The 20,186-nt window shown below is 44.1% G+C and carries 16 protein-coding genes; all 16 read left to right on the top strand.

The genetic code is table 11. The features are described from left to right. Positions 1-26: 26 nt before the first annotated feature. The 16 genes from GVO63_RS08280 (at position 27) to GVO63_RS08205 (ending at position 20,171) form a co-directional block, all read left to right on the top strand. The gene (locus GVO63_RS08280) at positions 27-1,892 is read left to right on the top strand and encodes a phosphotransferase (RefSeq protein WP_159492648.1); all 1,866 of its coding nucleotides are present in this window, start codon (positions 27-29) and stop codon (positions 1,890-1,892) included. Position 1,893: 1 nt separating this feature from the next. After that, positions 1,894-2,754, top strand: a complete 861-nt coding sequence (gene tesB, locus GVO63_RS08275) for an acyl-CoA thioesterase II (RefSeq protein WP_159492649.1) — start codon at positions 1,894-1,896, stop codon at positions 2,752-2,754. A 10-nt stretch (positions 2,755-2,764) separates the two neighbouring features. Continuing rightward, positions 2,765-3,289: a gamma carbonic anhydrase family protein gene (locus GVO63_RS08270; RefSeq protein WP_159579054.1), complete on the top strand. Its 525-nt coding sequence runs from the start codon at positions 2,765-2,767 to the stop codon at positions 3,287-3,289. Positions 3,290-3,804: 515 nt separating this feature from the next. After that, complete coding sequence (locus tag GVO63_RS08265) at positions 3,805-4,926, top strand: alanine--glyoxylate aminotransferase family protein (RefSeq protein ID WP_201284957.1); 1,122 nt, start codon at positions 3,805-3,807, stop codon at positions 4,924-4,926. Positions 4,927-5,205: 279 nt separating this feature from the next. Further along, positions 5,206-5,922, top strand: a complete 717-nt coding sequence (locus GVO63_RS08260) for an SIMPL domain-containing protein (protein ID WP_159579052.1) — start codon at positions 5,206-5,208, stop codon at positions 5,920-5,922. Positions 5,923-5,934: 12 nt separating this feature from the next. After that, complete coding sequence (locus tag GVO63_RS08255; RefSeq protein WP_159492652.1) at positions 5,935-6,390, top strand: GAF domain-containing protein; 456 nt, start codon at positions 5,935-5,937, stop codon at positions 6,388-6,390. A 2-nt stretch (positions 6,391-6,392) separates the two neighbouring features. Continuing rightward, a complete protein-coding gene (locus GVO63_RS08250; RefSeq protein WP_025255289.1) occupies positions 6,393-6,683 on the top strand; it encodes a hypothetical protein in 291 nt (96 codons plus the stop codon). A gap of 16 nt (positions 6,684-6,699) precedes the next feature. Then, positions 6,700-7,368: an RNA chaperone ProQ gene (proQ, locus tag GVO63_RS08245; protein WP_159579050.1), complete on the top strand. Its 669-nt coding sequence runs from the start codon at positions 6,700-6,702 to the stop codon at positions 7,366-7,368. A gap of 3 nt (positions 7,369-7,371) precedes the next feature. Further along, positions 7,372-9,414: a carboxy terminal-processing peptidase gene (prc, locus tag GVO63_RS08240; RefSeq protein ID WP_159579048.1), complete on the top strand. Its 2,043-nt coding sequence runs from the start codon at positions 7,372-7,374 to the stop codon at positions 9,412-9,414. A gap of 82 nt (positions 9,415-9,496) precedes the next feature. After that, a complete protein-coding gene (locus tag GVO63_RS08235; protein WP_159579046.1) occupies positions 9,497-10,831 on the top strand; it encodes a sodium-dependent transporter in 1,335 nt (444 codons plus the stop codon). A gap of 70 nt (positions 10,832-10,901) precedes the next feature. Beyond that, positions 10,902-12,377, top strand: coding sequence for a Na+/H+ antiporter NhaC (gene nhaC, locus GVO63_RS08230; protein ID WP_159579043.1), 1,476 nt, complete (start codon positions 10,902-10,904; stop codon positions 12,375-12,377). 46 nt (positions 12,378-12,423) lie between these two features. After that, positions 12,424-15,033, top strand: a complete 2,610-nt coding sequence (pepN, locus tag GVO63_RS08225; protein WP_159579041.1) for an aminopeptidase N — start codon at positions 12,424-12,426, stop codon at positions 15,031-15,033. After that, complete coding sequence (locus GVO63_RS19760) at positions 15,020-15,262, top strand: DUF2835 family protein (RefSeq protein WP_159579039.1); 243 nt, start codon at positions 15,020-15,022, stop codon at positions 15,260-15,262. Before pepN ends, GVO63_RS19760 begins: the two co-directional genes overlap by 14 nt. Positions 15,263-15,602: 340 nt before the next feature. Further along, on the top strand, positions 15,603-17,663 hold the full coding sequence (locus tag GVO63_RS08215) for a DUF1302 domain-containing protein (RefSeq protein ID WP_159492659.1): 2,061 nt from the start codon (positions 15,603-15,605) through the stop codon (positions 17,661-17,663). A gap of 14 nt (positions 17,664-17,677) precedes the next feature. Continuing rightward, positions 17,678-19,045 carry a DUF1329 domain-containing protein gene (locus tag GVO63_RS08210; protein ID WP_159579037.1) on the top strand — a complete coding sequence of 456 codons (1,368 nt, stop codon included), beginning with the start codon at positions 17,678-17,680 and terminating at the stop codon, positions 19,043-19,045. 79 nt (positions 19,046-19,124) lie between these two features. Further along, positions 19,125-20,171 carry a YCF48-related protein gene (locus tag GVO63_RS08205; RefSeq protein WP_159492661.1) on the top strand — a complete coding sequence of 349 codons (1,047 nt, stop codon included), beginning with the start codon at positions 19,125-19,127 and terminating at the stop codon, positions 20,169-20,171. Positions 20,172-20,186 lie beyond the last annotated feature (15 nt).

Below are 20,186 nucleotides of genomic sequence, written 5' to 3'. Positions count from 1 at the left end.
CAAATACCATAAGTGAGAAACAAAAAATGTCTCAACTTAAAGGCCTAAAACACTTCTACATACCTGATGAGCAGTCGATATATTTGCTTTCTCATGCAGACGCCAAAAAGCTCAAAGATTGGGTAAACCTGTGTATTTCACAGTTGGAGAGTTTAGGTTATAGCGACATTGAGCTTCTGGGCAAAGGAGCTTTTGGTTTTGCGTTCGCAGGGAATGCGCCAAGTGGTGAATCACGGGTATTCAAATTCTCACGCATTACGTTACCACAGCACGTGCAAGATAGATTAGAAGAAGAAGCATTTATGCTCTCTCACGTAAATCACGAGTTTGTGCCTCGCTTTATTGAATATCAGCAAATTCGTAAACAGTCTATTTTAGTAATGGGTCGTGCACCTGGCGAAGACTTAGAAAAAGTCAGCTTGAAAACCGGACCATTACCGCCCCGTATTATTGTGAAAATTGCGGTCCAAGTAGGCGAGCTTTTATCGAGCTTTCGTCAATATAGCGAGAATGGAGAAATAAAACCCATTGTTCATGGAGACATCAAACCCTCGAATTTGGTTTGGGATGCTAAAAATGAATCTGTCGGATTGATAGATTGGGGTTCCTCGGTATTTGCACAGACTGATATTACCGGACAGTATGTGGGTAATAACGTGATGGATTTAATGTCAGGAGAATTACATCAAACTAACGCCCGTCTTGGTGATGTTTATTTTATCGGCGAGGAACAGTTAAATGGTGCGCTTTCCAGCCCGCGTTTTGACGAACAAGGGTTGGCAAGTACGCTATATGCATTGGCATCTGGGCAGTCGTGTCGCTATGGCAGTAAAGTGATCACGCCGTCATCCCTAGGACTCCCCAAAATGCTTGCTAATATCCTAGAATACATGCTTAGCGAGGATCCGGTAAAAAGAAGGCAGGGGGGGGACTATTTATTTAATCATCTTCACGTATTGAAAAATATGGTGTTTACCCGTGATATCCCTCATCAATATACCCCGCTCATTCCTACATGGTTAACGCGAAATCATGCAGATATTGAGACAGTTGTTTACAGCTCTAGAAAATCTTATCTAAGGCAACAAGCTCGACTCTCTGACGCTATAGATGAAAAAGAAGTGGAAGAATTGCGCTACATAGACGATGCGCAGTTTGATCGCTACTACAAAAACTATTTACAGGGCATGGGCGATACCGAAAAAGCCTTTGTTTCGGCTATAAGCAGACTAGGCCGTTACCCTGTGGTAGGCGGTATGGCAGTGCGTTGGGAGCCAGAGGGTATATATGTTGATTCGAGCTTGAATTTGTATGATGAAACATTAAAAACCGCCTTTGATTTAGCCGTCAACAACGTTATTAACTTAGCAAGAGCTATACACAAACCAGCTGTATTTAAATGCTGTATGTTTAACGCAAAGAATACACTTCATATTGAACGGGACAGTGAGGATGAGGACTTTGTTCCAGCCAACGGCGTATCAATTCCTTACGAATTATCACGTACCTCCGCACAAAAAGACGATAGCCGCACCCACTCTTATTTTGAAGACGGCGACGATCCTGACGAATTATTAAAATTACCGCAGGACATCATCGATACTATCGTTCAACTAAACTCAATCCATCATACAGGCTGCATTATATTTGAAGCGCTTCCCAAGCATTTGAAGATCCATAACTATTATACATTGCTTGATCACAGCCAAGAGGAACGTTTCAAAGCATTATTAGCGCTGTTGGTACAACAAATTCCCGAAATAAAAGGGCTAGGCATTTCAGGGTTTATGAAGTTACCCTATAAAGATACGCGTTTTTTCGAGCATAAAGCAAAATTGCCTGAGAAGTATTATCCGCGAAACCCAAAAGCAGTTATTGAAGAGAATGCATAACATGTCTGAAATTAAACTATCGTCACTTTTTGAACTCGAAACAGTGGAAGCTGAAATTTATCGAGGTCAGAGTTGGGATTTAGGCTTTAGAGCGTTATTTGGCGGACAGGTTTTAGGACAAGCATTGGCAGCAGCCTACAAAACCGTGGCAGAAGATAGGGTGGCACATTCATTCCATACTTACTTCTTGCTGCCAGGTGACGCCAAAAAGCCTGTGGTTTATGACGTGGAAATAGTACGAGATGGACGAAGTTTCTCTGCACGTCGTGTAAAAGCTATTCAAGATGGCCGAAATATTTTTTATATGACAGCGTCTTTCCAAGTTCCACAAAAAGGAATGGAGCATCAAAATCCGACCATGCCAGATGTGCCTCCGCCGGAAGACGTACAATCTGACATAGAGTTTTATGAGGCGAATTTCAATAAAATAGCGCGCCCTATGCAAGAAGCATTGAGCTACCATAAACCGGTAGACATTCGCACAGTCGACGCGGCCAATTCATACCATTCTGCTAAGCGTGAACCCACTCGTTATATTTGGCTGAAAGCAAGAGATACAATGAATGCACAACTGTCTGTGCATCAAGCAGCGTTGGCGTATGCATCAGATTATCATTTTCTTAGCACTTCGCTGCAACCTCACGGCGTTGCGGTAACTGACAAGTCACTTCGTATTGCAACTATTGACCATGCCATGTGGTTTCATCGCCCAATTAATATGAATGAATGGATGCTATATGCAATGGAAAGTCCCTTTAGCGGTGGTTCACGAGGACTTGTTCGCGGACAAATCTTCAATCAAAGTGGTGAACTTGTCGCTTCAACTATGCAAGAAGGGTTAATGAGAAAAGTAGACGAATAGGGAAACGATTATGCGATACAGGTTAGGTTCTATTTCACCAGATATTCACGAGAGTGCGTTTATTGCACCCGGTGCGCATGTTATTGGCAACACAGAACTGAAAGCCGGCTCCAGCGTTTGGTTTAACGCGGTGCTACGTGGCGATATGGATAAAATAACTATTGGTAAAAATACTAATGTCCAAGACGGAAGTGTATTACACACTGATGCGGGAATTCCTTTGATATTGGGTGAAGGGGTAACGGTCGGCCATAAGGTGATGCTTCACGGATGTGAGATTGGTGATTTCTCCCTAGTAGGCATTAATGCTGTTGTGCTAAATGGCGCGAAAATTGGTAAGTATTGCATTATTGGCGCTAACGCACTTATTACTGAAAACATGGAAATTCCTGACTACAGTTTAGTCGTAGGTGCGCCAGGTAAAGTGATTCGAACTCTGGATGAAAATGTAGAGCCCAAACTCAGAGCTTCCGCTGCACACTATGTAGAAAACGCTAATACGTACAAAACATCGTTGAAGCCAATTGATGATTAACGTTGATTGTACGGGCGTGTTGATCTTTATCGCACCATAAAAAATGCCCAGAACGTAAGTTCCGGGCCTAGGGGAATGGCTCATTGCTGAGCCGTGCGCTAACTTTTACAGGGAGAGTTTAAATAAATACTTTAAACGAGTTGTGATTATAGAATATCTCTGTTTATTTTATAAACAATTTTTATGTGAAATTTATCTTACAATGGCACCATTCAATCGAGTTAATGATTATTACTCGATATATCAACAAATTAAATACTGGTCGGATGTGATGATTTTGGCCAAAAAATTTCAGAAAACTTTTCTCTCTAACTGCCGCATGTTGCCTTTAGCAGGTCGGATCTTATAAGTATATTAAAATTGCAATATACAGTTACGCTTTCATTCATATTAATTATGTTCAAAACAGCCTGTTGTTCCTTTTTATTATCCTTGTAGTATGACGTCAAAAGTCATGGTTTACATTCATGATTCCAAATATAAAAACAGGCCCTTTACAAAAATGAGGATGGATTATGCAATCGTTTTCAACATTTATACCCCCTGAACGTACCTTGATGGGACCAGGACCATCCGATGTTAACCCTCGAATATTGAATGCCATGGCCAGACCTACGCTCGGTCACCTCGACCCTTTATTCATCGAGTTAATGGATCAGACAAAACAGCTATTACAGTATGCATTCAAAACTGAAAACGCGCTTACTATGCCAATATCGGCACCGGGTTCAGCGGGAATGGAAGCGTGCTTCGTTAATTTAGTTGAACCTAGTGACAAAGTGCTCGTGTGCATTAATGGTGTGTTCGGTAATCGCATGGTTGAAAATGTTGAGCGCTGCGGTGGAGTAGCCATAACCATCAACAATACATGGGGCGAGCAAACCGATCTGAATGCTGTCGAGGATGCGCTTAAAGCTAATCCGGATGTAAAGGTGCTTGCTTTTGTCCATGCGGAGACATCAACGGGCGTTCGCAATGAAGCTAAAGCGCTTTGCGAACTAGCAAAAAAATATGATTGTTTAAGCATTGTTGATGCGGTTACCTCGCTTGGTGGAATTGAACTGGATGTTGACGGCTGGGGAATTGACGCGATCTACTCTGGTTCACAAAAATGCTTAAGCTGTGTACCTGGAATTTCGCCGGTCTCTTTCAGTGATAAGGCGGTTCATGTTATTCAAAACCGCAAAACGAAAGTCCAAAGCTGGTTTTTAGATATGAATTTAATCGTTGGCTACTGGGGGCAAGGTGCGAAACGTGCTTATCACCACACCGCGCCAGTCAACAGTATGTACGCGATGTATGAGGCGCTTCTTATTTTAAAAGAAGAGGGCTTAGAAAATGCGTGGCAGCGACATGCTTTAGGCCACGAAAAACTGGCGCAAGGCTTAAGTGAAATTGGTTTAGAACTAACTGTAGACAAGCGTTACCGTTTACCACAGCTGAATGTAGTTAAAATTCCAGATGGAGTAGATGACGCTGCCATTCGCAAGCAACTGCTCGAAGATTTCAATCTGGAAATAGGCGCGGGATTAGGTGATCACGCAGGTAAGGTGTGGCGAATTGGTCTCATGGGATATGCTTGCAAGCCTCGTAATATAGACCATTGTCTTGCCGCATTGAGCACTGTGCTCAAATAGGCAAAGCGCACGCATTCATAAGCACATTTTTTTTGAATTAGTTGTGGCCAAACCGTTTAACCAAATTGTCAGTTAAACGTTTGGCTTTTTAACTCCCCATACGAGCGGCTTAACCCGTTTCGGGTTTGCCGTGTAAAAACCGCATTTCGGCGAAGTAACCTCTCTTTTCATATCAGTTCAGTGCTAATCTTTGTGCATTGCTACTATTCATAAACTGTTCAGTAATCGACACTTATCCTTTGTATAACGAAATCAAACGGTATTAAACAAGGAATCTTTATGAAATCGTTCACGCGAATTAAACACAACATGATGGCAAAGACGCTGTTTGCTTCAGCTGTAGTCTTTTTTTGTTCAGCAGTATCTTCGGCACACGCTGCACAGGATGCTGTAATCAATGTTCAAGGAGTAGGTGCTGTAGAAGTTACACCCAATGCCTATTCGGTGACGCTTGTAGTCGAAGAAGAAGGCAATACTGTTAGCAAACTCAATACTCAGCTAGATTCTGATTTAAGGTCAATCGTAACGTTTTTACTCAGCGAGGGTATTGAGGAGAAGCATATTCAAAGTATGCAAGTGCGCCTCCAGCCTCGCTATATCAATTCACCTCAGGGGCGTCAGCAAGAAGGCTTTACTCTGTCTCGCGATATATCAGTCACCTCTACCGACCTTGAAACGTATGATAAAGTGCTAGATGGAGTATTGAAAAGAGGCGTTGACCGTATCCAGCAATTTAACTTTATTTCAGTCGCAGAAGGTAACGCATATCAAAAAGCACTAATCGCGGCGGTGAAAGACGCAAAGCAACGTGCACGCTTATTGGCTAAAGAATTAGGGGTTGAAGTAGGTGAAGTAGTTGCAATCTCTGAATCTGGTGGCAATATGCCGATTCCAGTAATGCGCGCGGAAGCCTTCGCCAAAGACATGTCTATGTCTCTCCCCGGTCAAGAACGCATAGAAGCGCGGGTTAGTGTGTCTTTTAACATTGTTCAATAGCAGGAAATACGTTTGAAAGAACAACAGTATACTCAGCTGGTAGCCCAAGCGAAGAGCTTGGTTTCTGGCGAGCACGATCTTATCGCTAATATGGCCAATATCAGTGCGCTACTTTTCAACAACCTTGAAGAGGTTAATTGGGCAGGCTTTTATCTTTTTAAAGAAGAGCAGTTGGTACTCGGGCCATTTCAAGGACAGCCCGCCTGTATTCGCATTCCGTTAGGAAAGGGAGTTTGTGGCACAAGCGCAAGCACTCGAACCGTTCAGCGCATTGCGGATGTTCATCAGTTTGAAGGTCACATTGCATGCGATGCCGCGTCAAATTCTGAGATCGTGGTACCACTCGTGCTCAATGATGTACTTGTTGGTGTGCTTGATATTGATAGCCCTGTGTTTGAACGTTTTTCAGAAGAAGACGAAAAAGGGCTTGTTGAAATTGCTCAAATTCTTATGGATTCGCAGAAATAATTATGAAATCCAGTGTCGATATACACGTTGTTTTATCTACGTTCGAGGATATGGAAGACTTTCATGATGACCCAGATGAGGCATCTGAGCGTTTAAATTTTATCCTGCACGCTATTTATGACAATGCGGAAGAAGATATTGAAACACAGCGTTTAGAACAAATTTTGCACTACGCATGGGAATCTTGGCAACAAGATAAGCATTTATTAGAAATAGATGACGACGAATTGCTTGATTGGGTTGACCACACGCTGGCAACTTGGGATGATGCAAGTAACGATGAAATCTCTTGAATAATTTAGAAAGTTAATGGAATCACCAGAGAAGTTTACCAACAGTAAGGAAGTAATAGCTTTCCTTGCAGAGACCTTTCCAAAATGTTTTAGCATTGAAGGCGAGGCCCGCCCACTTAAGATCGGTATTTTTCAAGATCTTGCCGCACGTTTAGAGGAAGAAGAACGCGTAAGCAAAACGCTTCTTCGTTCTACACTTCGTCATTACACTAATAGTTGGCGCTATCTTCATAGCATCAAAGAAGGTGTGAATCGCGTAGACCTAGACGGTGTAGAAGGTGACGCAATTGAAAAAGAGCATGCTGATCACGCGCATCAACAGTTAGAAGAAAGCAAAGCAAAGGCGGCTGAAAAGCGCAAAGCTAAGCTAGCTCAACAGCCAAAGCGCAAAGATAAACGTCAATTTAATCGCCCGAAAGGTGAAAAATCTGCAAATTCGGACCAAGCTGATACTAAGCGCGGAACTAAACCGAAAAATAGCAGACCAAACACTACACCACCTGCGAAATTGACAGAAAGCGATTTACAGCAAGGGACACAAGTTACTGTTAAGCTAGGTAAAGCACCGATGCCGGCAGTCATTACCGAAGTTGCTAAAGATGGCGTTCACGTACAATTAGACTCAGGTATGGTAGTTAAAGTAAACGCAGACGCTTTACGTTTGGCACGCTCCAAGAGGTCGTAAAATATGAGAGACATCCTTCGAATTTCCATTGCCAGTGCTTTTCTTACCGTTGGGGTAGGAGCAGGCGCAGTTACGTCAACACCAGATGTAGACGAGCTTCCTATCTTACAGCAGGAATCTCAACACAGTGTTGCGGCTAAGCGAGTAAGCGCGCTTTTTACTCGGGCGCACTACAAGGAAATATCGTTGGATGATGCGCTCTCTGCTAGAGTTTACCAACGCTTCGTCGACTCATTAGATCACAATAAACAAGTTTTGTTGTTGTCTGATGTTGTCAGTTTTGAGAAATACCGCACGTTGTTCGATGATGCCCTAAGTAAGGGTAACCTTTCAGTTGCCTATGATATGTATAACGTCAGTGCGAAACGTCGCATTGAGCGTTACGAATATGCATTATCACTGTTAGAAAAGGGACCATTCGACTTTGAGAAAGAAGGCGATAAATTCTTTTATGACAGAGAGGACGCAGAGTGGCCTGCAAGTGAGGCTGAGCTTGATGAAATTTGGCGTCAACGCGTTAAATACGATGCGTTGAACCTTATCCTTACTGACAAAACTTGGGAAGAGGCTAAAGAGCTTCTTACCAAGCGCTACACGAGAGCCATTAAGCGCACCAAGCAGGCGAAAAGCGAAGACGTCTTCCAGACTGCTATGAATGCATTTGCTCGTACCATAGAGGCCCATACCAGTTATTTGTCGCCTCGCAATGCGGAACGCTTTCAAATGGATATGAATTTGTCGTTTGAGGGCATTGGTGCTGTGTTGCAAAGCGAAGATGATTACACGGTAATTAAAAGTGTTGTGCCTGGCGGCCCAGCCGATGAGTCAGGTGCGATTAAGCCAGAAGATAAAATTGTTGGTGTAGCTCAAGACGACGAAGAGTTTGTCGATGTAATAGGTTGGCGCTTGGACGAGGTTGTAGAGCTTATTAAAGGGCCTAAGGGAAGTACCGTTCGTTTGCAGGTTGAAAAAGGTGCTAGTGACGCTAAGACAACCTCAGTCGTCAGCCTAACCCGCGATAAAATCAAATTAGAAGACAGAGCAGCCAAATCTGAAGTGTATGTGCCCGAGACGGGCCCACACGCTGGAGAGCCGCTAGGTGTTATTACCATTCCAAGTTTTTACAACAACCTTAGTATGGATGTTGCTAAAGAAATAGAAAGCTTGAAAGCGCAAAACGTTAAAGGCGTTATCGTAGACTTGCGCGGTAATGGCGGTGGCTCTCTTACCGAAGCAACATTACTTACAGGCTTATTTATTGAAAAAGGCCCGGTGGTTCAAATTCGATACGGCCAAAGCAAAGTTAGCGTTAACCGTGATACTGACGGCGAAGTGGCTTATGATGGCCCGCTAACCGTATTGGTTGATAGATATAGCGCATCTGCATCAGAAATTTTTGCGGCAGCGATGCAGGATTACAACCGTGCACTTATCGTAGGTGAACAAACCTTCGGGAAAGGGACAGTACAGCAACATCGCGGTTTAGGTAAAATTTACGACCTGTATGATAATCCTTTAGGCAGTGTTCAGTTTACTATCGCTAAGTTCTATCGTATTGATGGAGGAAGTACTCAGCACAAGGGTGTTATTCCTGACATTCTTTATCCATCTGCGGTAGACCCGGCAGAATGGGGCGAATCTCAAGCCGAAAATGCTTTACCTTGGGATAGTATCAATCGTGCGAACTATACAACGTTTGCTGATGGTACTGCTGCATTAGACGTGCTGACAGCTAAACACAACAAACGTATTCTACAAAATCCCGAGTTTTCATACATTTATGACGACATTAAAGAATACAAAGAAAATAAAGACAAAAATTTCATTTCATTAGTTAAGTCTGTACGTGAAGCAGAGAAGAAAGAAGCGGAAGAGAAGTCGCTTGCTCGTGCTAACGAACGTTTACAGCGAATGGGAATGGAAACGGTCACAACATTGGACGACCTACCTGATGATATGGAAGAATTAGATCCATTCTTGGATGAGGCAGCCAACATTACATTCGATATGATCGAAACAGGCCGTTACGCTATCACAAGAAATTAAGTGATTAGAGAAAAGGGCTGGTCTGTGGCCAGCCCTTTTTTTGTGTCTATAAATTATTAAAACAATAATAAAGGGAAACAACATGGCTATCAGAGGCGAATTTTCCTCTCGAATAGGGTTCGTGCTAGCAGCGGCAGGCTCAGCAGTCGGACTGGGTAATATTTGGGGGTTTCCCACAAAAGTAGCAAGTAATGGTGGCGCGGCGTTTGTTCTAGTGTACCTGCTTCTCGCTTTTGTACTTGCTTACCCCGTGCTCATGGCTGAACTCATCATAGGACGCAGTTCGCGTTCAAATATGGTTGATGCATTAGGCAAAATTTCAGGTAACTTCATTGGAAGGCTAACGGGTATTTGGGGCTGCGTTACCGTGTCACTTATTCTGGCATTCTATGCGATTGTTGGCGGATGGATGCTAGTTTATTTCGCCGATGCCGCCGTTAATATGGTGGGTTTAACGAGCGCAAGCGACTGGTTACTTACCTCTTCAGTTACGCGTAACATAATATTCTGCTTTTTATTCATGGGGTTAACCGCATTTATCGTGGTTGGCGGCGTTAAGTCTGGCATTGAAAAGTGGTCAGTGCGACTGATGCCTACTTTGGTCATATTGATTCTTGCTTTGATTGTTTATGTCAGCTTGCAGCCGGGTGCTATCGAAGGTTGGTCTGCTTACTTGGTGCCTGACTTCTCCCGTGTTCTAGACCCAGACTTATTAATTAATGCTATGGGACAAGCATTTTTCTCAATGTCGCTAGGTGTGGGTACCATGTTGGTCTATGGTTCATACTTGAGTAAAAATGAAAACCTACCTAGCATTGGCGCATCGGTAGCGCTTGTCGATATCGGTGTTGCGGTGATAGCAGGTATGCTTATCATCCCCGCTATGTATGTTGCACTAAACAATGGCGTTGAAATCTTCACACCAGAAGGCGCGTTAATCCAAGGCGACACGCTGATTTTTAAAGTACTACCAGCACTCTTTGACACCATTGGGACAGTAGGGCTTTTCGTTGCCTTCACGTTTTTCGCTTTAATGGCTATCGCGGCGGTAACGTCTTCAATTTCAATGTTAGAAGTGCCGGTAGCTTTCATGGTAGAAAGTAAAGGTCTTCAACGGAAAAAAGCGGTGCTGTTAATGGCGACAGTTATCTTTGCCCTGAGCTGCATCATTATTTTGAATTTTGACGCCTTGTTCGGGTTCGTCATCGCACTAACCACTGAATACAGTCAGCCGCTCCTTGGACTAGCGCTTTGCATTTTCGCCGGTTGGGTGTGGCGCAGAGATGCAATACTCGATGAACTTAAGCAGGGTGATGAGTTCGCAGAGCACAGCATCTTTTGGAAAATCTGGCCTTGGTACGTACGCTTCGTGTGCCCAGTGATCATCGCACTGATGTTTTACCGCTCAGTTTTCTAAACAGTCAATAAAAAGCGGACAGCACGCTTAACGCGTTACAAATACAATAATAAGGTTTTAAAAAACGACAATGACGAATAAAGAAATAAAAACGCCGTCACTTCTCGATGCAATGCTTCCTATTCTTGCGTTAGTGGTAATGATGGGCAGTGCGGTTTATCTGTTTGCGGATAATTCTTCATACGGCCCCAACCAGATTGCGTTACTTTTAGCCATGGGCTTAGCTGCCATCATTGGAATGAAAAATGGCTACAGTTGGAAAACCATAGAGAAGGGAATTGTTGACGGCATTTCTATGTCTCTTGGCGCCTGCTTAATACTGTTAGCGGTTGGCTCACTTATAGGTACGTGGATGCTGGCCGGAACCGTACCTACGCTTATCTATTTCGGTCTAGAACTACTTAATCCTTCATTTTTTTATGCTGCTGCGTGCCTTATTTGTGCAGTCGTTGCTATGAGTATAGGCAGTTCCTGGACAACTGCAGCAACAGTAGGTGTGGCGTTAATGGGCGTTTCTGCTGGAATGGAAATGTCGTCTGCTATTACAGCAGGGGCAGTGGTTTCTGGCGCGTACTTTGGTGATAAAATTTCGCCACTGTCTGAAACAACAAATTTAGCGCCAGCCGTTGCGGGAACTGATTTATTCGAGCATATCCGTTATATGCTTTGGACCACTATTCCAAGCTTTGTCATTGCACTTGTTCTCTTCACCGTTCTGGGTTTTAGTGAAGTGGGTGAGGCTAAGGCCGAGCGTATAGAACAGATGCAACTTTTGTTAAACGAATCATTCGACTTGGGGTGGCATTTACTTGTCCCTCTTATCGTTTTACTTACCCTTGCAGTTAAGAAGATGCCGGCGTTTCCCGCTGTTTTCATTGGTGCATTGTTAGGGGGCGTCTGGGCAGTCGTGTTTCAGTGGGACGTGGTGACATCTATGGCGAGCAGCGACGACACTGCAAATGTTGGCGCCCTTAAAGTGGTTTGGACTGCACTATTTGATGGCGTGAGCTTTTCAACGCCAGATGAGAACCTCAATAGCTTATTGTCGCGTGGCGGCATGTCTTCTATGCTCAATACTATTTGGCTCATTATTTGTGCGATGTCTTTTGGTGCAGTATTGGAGCGTGTTGGCCTGTTGAAACGTGCAGTATCAGCTATACTCATTGGCGCAAAGTCAGCTGGCGATATGGTGAGTCGTACCATCCTTACCTGTTTTGCGACCAACTTGGTAACGGCAGATCAGTATATTTCAATTGTCATGCCAGGGCGCATGTACAAAGAAGAGTTCAAAAAACGTGGCCTTGACCAGTTAAACTTGTCTCGTAGCCTTGAAGATGGCGGTACGTTGACGTCTCCGCTTATTCCATGGAACACCTGTGGTGCTTACATGCACAGCGTGTTATTGGTGAATCCATTTGATTATATTTTCTATGCGTTTTTCAATGTAATTAACCCGATCCTTGCTGTTGTTTATGCGTACTTAGGTATTAAGATTCTACGTATTACACCACCTACGCTTGAAGTAAACAGCAAAGAAACTGTTTGATAAAACGCTCCATTACATCCACGTAGGCTTTCTTTTAGGAGGATCTATGTCAGTTCAAGCTAAACGTCGGGCGGATTATCAGCCGCCCGCTTTTTTGATAGCGACAGTTGACCTACATATAACGCTACACCCCAAGCAAACAAAGGTTATCAGCACATTATCGGTTAGCCGTAGTGGGGTTCACGATGAGCCTTTAGTACTCGATGGCGATAATCTAGCGCTAGACTCTATTGCCATCAACGGTAAGCCACTCTCTAGCGACGACTACACAGTAACCGATAGTGTATTAACCATTAACACACACCTCAACGAGTTCGTTTTAAACATCACTAACACCATTGCTCCTGAACAAAACAAAGCGCTTGAAGGTTTGTACTTGTCAGGTGGAGCTTATTGCACCCAGTGCGAGGCAGAAGGTTTTCGCCGAATTACCTATTTTATGGACCGTCCTGACGTATTGTCTGTCTATACGGTCACCGTGGTTGCCGATAAATCAATTCCTATGCTGCTTGCTAACGGAAACCCGGTCGATAAAGGTGATATCGACACAAATACCCATTTTGTCAAATGGCACGACCCTCACCCAAAACCTTGCTACCTTTTTGCCCTCGTTGCGGGTGACTTCGATTTACTTACAGATAGCTATACCACAACAAGTGGGAAACAGGTTGCCCTTGAACTCTATGTGGATAAAGGGAAGAAATCGCAGGGTGTTTTCGCATTGGAATCGCTTAAGCGTGCCATGAAATGGGACGAAGATGTATTCGGTCTAGAATATGACTTAGACATTTACATGATTGTTGCCGTCGACTTCTTTAATATGGGGGCCATGGAGAATAAGGGCCTAAACGTATTTAACAGTAAGTTTGTATTGGCCGACCAGAAAAGCGCTACCGACGATGACTTCTTTAATGTGGAATCAGTTATCGCTCACGAGTACTTCCACAATTGGACGGGTAACCGGGTTACCTGTCGTGATTGGTTTCAGCTAAGTCTAAAAGAAGGCTTAACGGTATTTAGGGACCAACAGTTTAGTGCTGATATGACGTCGGCGTTAAGCAATCGCATAAAGCATGTCCGTGTCATGCGTGAGCATCAATTTGCTGAAGATGCCAGTGCAATGAGCCACCCAATTCGGCCAGATGAAGTGATAGAAATGAATAATTTCTACACAGTGACTGTATATGACAAGGGGGCAGAGGTGATCCGCATGTTCCATACATTGCTCGGCCCTGAAGGCTTTAGGCGTGGTATGGATGAATACTTTAGAAGACATGACGGTCAGGCGGTAACGTGTGATGACTTCATCGCTGCGATGCAATCCGCCACGGATTTAGATTTAACCCAGTTTACACGTTGGTACAGTCAATCAGGCACTCCCGTAATATCGGTTCAGCATAGTGCTGAAGCCGAGCATAACGGCAATGTTAAGCATAGCTTCACGTTGTCACAGCATACGCCTGCAACATCCGATCAAAAAGAAAAGCGTCCACTGTATATCCCGATAAACATTGAAATTGTGGATAACCAAGGGAATAGCTATACGGATAACGAATCGCTTATTCAAAATGGCATGATTATTTTAAAAGACGCCAGTGCGCATTTTACAGTAGATGCCAAAACAACTGATTTAACACCTGTAGTGTTAGGCAATTTCTCTGCGCCAGCGAAAGTTGAAAATCCGTTAGATTTAAATTCGCTACTTACCATTTTTAAACATGCGAGAGACCCGTTTAATCGTTGGGATGCGATGCAAACGTTGTATGACCGCTGTATAAAACAATTGGAGGAATCGCCAGGTTCCGCGATAAGCAACGATATTTGGAACGGTATCAGGCAAGCCATTGCTCTAGAACAGACTAATCTTGAATTATTAGGTGAATGTTTAGTTATCCCTTCTTTTGAAACTTTGTGTCAAAGCCGAAGTAATATCAGCGTTTCTGCGCTCTCTAAGGCAAGAAATGCATTTTGCGATCAATTTGCTCAAGCGTTAGAAGGCGAACTTTTGCAGGTGTTTAACAACATTGAAAGAAGCGCGTACCGCTACACACAAGAAGCAATTAATCAAAGGCGATGTAAGAATGTTGTCCTTGCTCATTTAGCACGGTTACCTCAACACGAAGGTACGGTCATTGCGCAGTTTGATAATGCGGACAATATGACAGACACACTAGGGGCGCTCAGAAGTGCTCAGCATTGCAGTTCAGCGGTGTTTGATAGTTTGATGGCGAAATTTGAAGAAACGTGGAACCACGACCCACTCGTGCTGGATAAATGGTTCGCCCTCCATGCAACGCAAAATCGCGATGACATTTTTGCCACTATCACAATGCTGTGTGAACATCCTCAGTTCGCAATGAGTAACCCAAATCGTGTTCGCTCAGTCATTGGCAGTTTTGCTTTTTACAACAGTGAAAGATTTCACGCGACAGATGGCAGCGGCTATAAATTTGTAACTGACTACCTCCTTAAGCTCGATGCGGTTAACCCTCAGGTTGCAGCCCGAATCGTTACGCCTTTAACCCAATGGCAAGGTTTTGCGAGCGAGCACCAGGTGCACATGAAGCAACAGCTAGGCCGGTTACTCAATCATAAGGGGTTAAGTAAAGATTTGTTCGAGAAAGTGAGTAAAAGTCTTGCTTATGACAAGCATTAGCCCAACAGACTCGGTTTTTTACTTCTCAATTAACGCACCTTACACACAATGTGAGGTGCTATATGTTCCCTCGATGCAGGATGTCGTGATGGTCAGTGAGTCAGGTCTGCGTGTTCAAGTTCCGACCAGCCGGCTCCGGCAATTTGTTACATCTAGCGGTATTAAAGGGCGTTTTCGAATGGTAGTAGATGCCAGTAAGAAAATTAAATCTTTTGAAAGGCTCGCATAGGGCCTTTTTGTTTGTTGATACCAGTAACGCACGTCTTAACGGGTTGCTATACTTCTGTATTGAAAAACGGTGGTCGGAAATCGATCCATTCCATCAAACACTTAGCAATAGGTAGCGACGTAATTTTACGATAAATTTGTTCAATTATTCTGCAAGTTTATAAATGCCTTTTATACTCACAATAAACCAATAACTATTTGATACGATTAATGTTGTAAATTTTGTTAACTGGTAGGATTAGTTCTTGCGGTTATGGCAAAATGATGTAATGATTTTGTTAATCGTTATGGTTGGTCATGATGTCACGTATTAAGTCACATCGACTTGGGAGTATAAAAATATGAAAAACGGGCCTAGCGCTTTTAAGATATCACCAGTAGCAGCGGGAGTTCTCTCACTGCTGGGTGCTGCTGCAGTTCCAGTTCACGCCGCAAACTGGCAGGTAGGTGATGTAAGTATTACCCTCGATTCTACCTTTACACTTGCTACAAGTATTCGTACAGAGTCGCGAGATTACAGTCTAATCGGTAACAGTAATCATCCTCAGTTTGACTGGAGTGGCTATCACGCTGCTTTTAATCCTTTATACCCGAGTGGCGATGTGTGGGGTTTGGCAGACGGTGGTTATTCAACGAATGGTGACTTGGGTAATCTTGCTCACGATCCAGGTGACGCTTTCGCAACACAAGTTTCTGGAACGCATGAACTAGATATTAATTTCGGCGACTACGGTTTCTTCGCTCGTGGTTTCTGGTTCTATGATTTTGAGCAAATGGACGGAGACCGTCCTTACTCCAACCCAATCACGGGTAACCAATATGACCTGTGTCAAGATCCTGAAGCCGAAGATCTTCTTTGTAATGACGTTCGTTTATACGATGCATTTTTCTACGGCGATTGGTGGATTGGAAACAAACCTCTAACGCTTCGCGTTGGTCGTCAGGTGATTAGCTGGGGTGAAAGTACATTTATCCAACACGGTATCAATACAACTAACCCTGTTGACGTAACGCGAGCTCGCGCACCAGGTGCAGAATTGCGCGAAGTATTTTTGCCTGTGGGAATGGTGTATGCGTCGTTAGGCCTAACAGACACAGTAAGTGTTTCCGGCTATTATCAATATGAATGGCAGGAGAGTTGGCTTCCTGTTGCAGGTAGCTACTTTGCGACCAATGACTTCGCAGGAGAGGGCGGTCAACGCAATAACATCCAGTTAGGCTTCAGTGGTAACCCTGATATTGATTTAGAGCACCTGTTGTCTGCTTTAAATGGGTTAGGCGATGCGCTTCGTTCAGGTGCTGACGCGTCCGCTCTTTCTCAGGCATACTTGGCATATCCTACAAAAGTGGCTGTGAGAGGCTTCAGCGATGAAGTGCGTAACGATGCAGACGACCAAGGTCAATATGGACTTCGTTTGACGTGGTTTGCCGAAAACTTAAACGAAACTGAATTTAGTTTTTATCACATCAATTATCATAGCCAGCGCCCGCTTATCTCAGGCGTTACGTCTGACTTCACGCAAGCGGGTATAGGTGCGGACCTCGCGTTTATCGCATCAAACGAGGTAACGCGAGATAACATTACCGATCTGCGTGCATTCACAAAATCTGAGTTTTTCTTCCCTGAAGATATCAAGCTTTACGGTATGAGCTTCAACACCAACATCGGCACAACAGCGCTTGCTGGTGAGTTCGCTTATCGCGTAGATGAGCCACTTCAAATTGACGATGTTGAATTGCTTTACATGGGTATGCCAGAGCAGCTTGCTAATGCAGGTTTACGTCCAGACCTCGAAGGTATTTCACAGCTAAACAACATCGGTCGCGCTGTAGGTCCGGGTGAGACCGCAGAAGGTTTCCTTTTCTCTGACACGTGGCAGATGCAGTTTACTGCTTCACATGTATTCGGGCCAAAATTTGGCGCAGATAACTTTGTCCTCTTAGGCGAAGTAGGGTACGTAAATATCGTAGATATGCCAGACCCTGACGTCATTCGTCTAAACGCACCGGGTACTTCACGTACACCGTCGCTAGAGCCTATCAATGGCAATGCGCGTCAAGGTTTACATCAGGCTTTGTCTGATGGTCCAGAGACAAACCCATTTGCTACTGATGACGCATGGGGTTATCGTTTACTTGCTGTTGCTGATTACAACTCAATATTCGCAGGTATGAATCTTCGTGTTCGCGGTACGTTCTCACATGATGTTGACGGTACAACGCCAGATCCATTATTCCTTTTCACAGAAGATGTTAAGTCAGCCGCACTTTCATTTACACTCGATTATTTGAGTAAATGGGAAGCTACGGCATCGTACAGTGCGTTCTGGGGTGGTATCGGAACTACCAACGCATTGGCAGACCGCGACTTCATTTCATTTAACATCCGATATGCAATCTAGAGAGTGGTACAGATATGATTAAAAAAGTAGGAATTATTGCTGCAGCATTGTCACTAGCCTTATCTGGTGCAAGCGCTATAGCCAAAGTGTCTGATGCAGACGCAAACAAATTGGGTAACGAACTCACTCCACTAGGTGCGGTAAAGGCAGGCAATGCGGACGGAAGTATCCCAGCGTGGACGGGTGGCATAACGTCAGCACCGGCCGGTTACACCATTGGTGACCATCACCAAGACCCTTTTCCAGAAGATAAAGTGCTCTTTGAAATAACAGCACAAAACTACAAAGAGTATGCGGAATTTTTATCAGAAGGTCAGAAAAAGCTTTTTGAAGCTTACCCTGATACATTCCGCATGCCGGTTTATCCAACACGTCGTTCTGCGTCAAACCCGCAGGCTATTTATGACGCAACAAAGGTAAACGCAACAAGAGCCGAGCTTTTAGATGACGGTAATGGTATTAAAGGTGCTGTAATCGGCATCCCATTCCCGATTCCACAAAATGGTCTTGAAGCAATTTGGAATCACATTCTTCGTTATCGAGGCGAAGCGGTTCAGCGTAATGGCGGTCAAGCCGCGGTAACGACTAGCGGTGATTACAACGTTATCGGTTTCGATGAACAGTTACTCATTAAATATGCAGAAGAAAACGCAACGCCAGAGAAGCTAACAGAAGATAATATTCTGTTTATGTTCAAGCAAAAAGTGACCCAGCCAGCACGTCTTGCGGGAACTGCATTGCTTGTACACGAAACGGTTGACCAGGTTAAAGAGCCACGAAAAGCATGGACTTATAACACCGGGCAGCGCCGCGTTCGTCTTGCTCCTAATATTGCGTACGACACGCCGGGAACAGCAGCAGATGGCCTAAGAACTACCGATGATTTCGATATGTTTAACGGTTCACCAAACCGCTATGATTGGAAACTTGTCGGTAAGCAAGAAATGTTTGTGGCTTATAATAACTATGCGCTACATTCAGATAATGCGTCTTATGCAGATATTTTGAAACCAAATCATGTTAACCCAGACCTAACTCGTTGGGAAAAACACCGTGTTTGGGTAGTTGAAGCCACACTTAAAGAAGGTTTCCGTCATATTTATCAAAAACGCGTATTCTTCATAGACGAAGACAGCTGGCAAATTCAAGTGGCTGATATGTATGATAATCGTGGCGAACTTTACCGTGTTGGTGTAGCTTATGGTGTGAACTACTACGAAGTGCCAACACAGTGGTCAACACTTGATGCGTACTACGATTTAAACTCTCGTCGTTACTTGGCTATTGGTCTTGATAACGAAGAGGAAATGTACGACTTCTCAGTACGACCTAAAGACGTGGAATTCACGCCTCAGGCGTTACGACGAGAAGGTATGCGCTAATCGCCTTACACAACAAACGGTTGGCAATTGCCAACCGTTTTTGTATGCAGACAATTATAAATAGGGGGAATGGTTAATTATGAAAAAAACCATTGCAGCGTGCATTGCCGCCACATTCGCAGTTAATTACTCTACAGCTGCACTTGCCGAAGAAGCATTCATGGCACCATTGGTTGAGCAATCGGTTCTTTTGGACATAGACGCTGATTCATTTGTCGTTATTGTCGGTGAACGCGGTCATGTATTAGTGTCAGAAGATGGCAAGGCATTTGAGCAGAAAGCCGTGCCAACTCAATCAACGCTTACAGCAACAACGGTTGTGGGCGAACACATCTGGGCAGTGGGTCACGACGCTGTCATTCTTCATTCTTCAGATAGAGGCGTAACTTGGGAGGTCCAAAATTATCAACCGGATCTTCAACGCCCATTTTTAGATGTTCTTTTCTTTAACGAACAGCAGGGTATCGCAACAGGTGCCTATGGCCTGTTTTACCGTACATTAGACGGTGGGAAGACGTGGGCTGCAGAACGACATGCCAGTCTTCTAGACCCAATGGACCAAGAGTACCTTGAAGATATCCGTAAGGAAAACGAGGAGTTTTATCAGCAAGAGTTGGAATCTATCTTACCTCATCTAAATAGAATCACACTTGACGGCGATACACTTTATTTAGCGGGTGAAGCCGGCTTGTTAGCAAAAAGTACTAACATGGGTGAGTCTTGGGAACGCTATTATGTAGACTACACCGGCTCATTTTTCGACATTAAACCCTTAGATGACAACACGGTGTTAGCGGTAGGGCTTCGCGGAAATATTTTTGTCAACAGAAACCAAGGAGAATGGGAGTACGTGCAAACTTGTTCAACCAGTACGCTCAATTCTATACTTGTTGGCTCTGAATCGAAGGTTTACGCGTTAGGTAACAACGGAATGATGGTGAGCGCACAGCGCCCACTTCCCACCAGTATGCGAGACCCATACGCCTCTTCTTCAGATTGCGAAGTTGACGAAGGCATTGTCGTATCACAGATAAAAGATAAAGCCGCGCTTCTAAATGCTACGCAGTTTAACGGTGTAAGCATCGCTGTTACCGCAAACGGCATTAAAACGTTGAATTTAAAATAGGGCAGTATAAAAACA

It is taken from the genome of Alteromonas sp. KUL106, from assembly GCF_009811415.1.
Classification (GTDB): Bacteria; Pseudomonadota; Gammaproteobacteria; order Enterobacterales; family Alteromonadaceae; genus Alteromonas.
This window is presented reverse-complemented; position numbering and strand designations above follow the sequence as displayed.

Coding starts and splice junctions, on each gene's coding strand:
- GVO63_RS08280 (WP_159492648.1), top strand. CDS start 27: ATGTCTCAACTTAAAGGCCTAAAACACTTCTACATACCTGATGAGCAG.
- GVO63_RS08270 (WP_159579054.1), top strand. CDS start 2,765: ATGCGATACAGGTTAGGTTCTATTTCACCAGATATTCACGAGAGTGCG.
- nhaC (WP_159579043.1), top strand. CDS start 10,902: ATGACGAATAAAGAAATAAAAACGCCGTCACTTCTCGATGCAATGCTT.
- prc (WP_159579048.1), top strand. CDS start 7,372: ATGAGAGACATCCTTCGAATTTCCATTGCCAGTGCTTTTCTTACCGTT.
- GVO63_RS08250 (WP_025255289.1), top strand. CDS start 6,393: ATGAAATCCAGTGTCGATATACACGTTGTTTTATCTACGTTCGAGGAT.
- proQ (WP_159579050.1), top strand. CDS start 6,700: ATGGAATCACCAGAGAAGTTTACCAACAGTAAGGAAGTAATAGCTTTC.
- GVO63_RS08215 (WP_159492659.1), top strand. CDS start 15,603: ATGAAAAACGGGCCTAGCGCTTTTAAGATATCACCAGTAGCAGCGGGA.
- GVO63_RS19760 (WP_159579039.1), top strand. CDS start 15,020: ATGACAAGCATTAGCCCAACAGACTCGGTTTTTTACTTCTCAATTAAC.
- GVO63_RS08205 (WP_159492661.1), top strand. CDS start 19,125: ATGAAAAAAACCATTGCAGCGTGCATTGCCGCCACATTCGCAGTTAAT.
- GVO63_RS08235 (WP_159579046.1), top strand. CDS start 9,497: ATGGCTATCAGAGGCGAATTTTCCTCTCGAATAGGGTTCGTGCTAGCA.
- GVO63_RS08260 (WP_159579052.1), top strand. CDS start 5,206: ATGAAATCGTTCACGCGAATTAAACACAACATGATGGCAAAGACGCTG.
- tesB (WP_159492649.1), top strand. CDS start 1,894: ATGTCTGAAATTAAACTATCGTCACTTTTTGAACTCGAAACAGTGGAA.
- GVO63_RS08265 (WP_201284957.1), top strand. CDS start 3,805: ATGCAATCGTTTTCAACATTTATACCCCCTGAACGTACCTTGATGGGA.
- pepN (WP_159579041.1), top strand. CDS start 12,424: ATGTCAGTTCAAGCTAAACGTCGGGCGGATTATCAGCCGCCCGCTTTT.
- GVO63_RS08210 (WP_159579037.1), top strand. CDS start 17,678: ATGATTAAAAAAGTAGGAATTATTGCTGCAGCATTGTCACTAGCCTTA.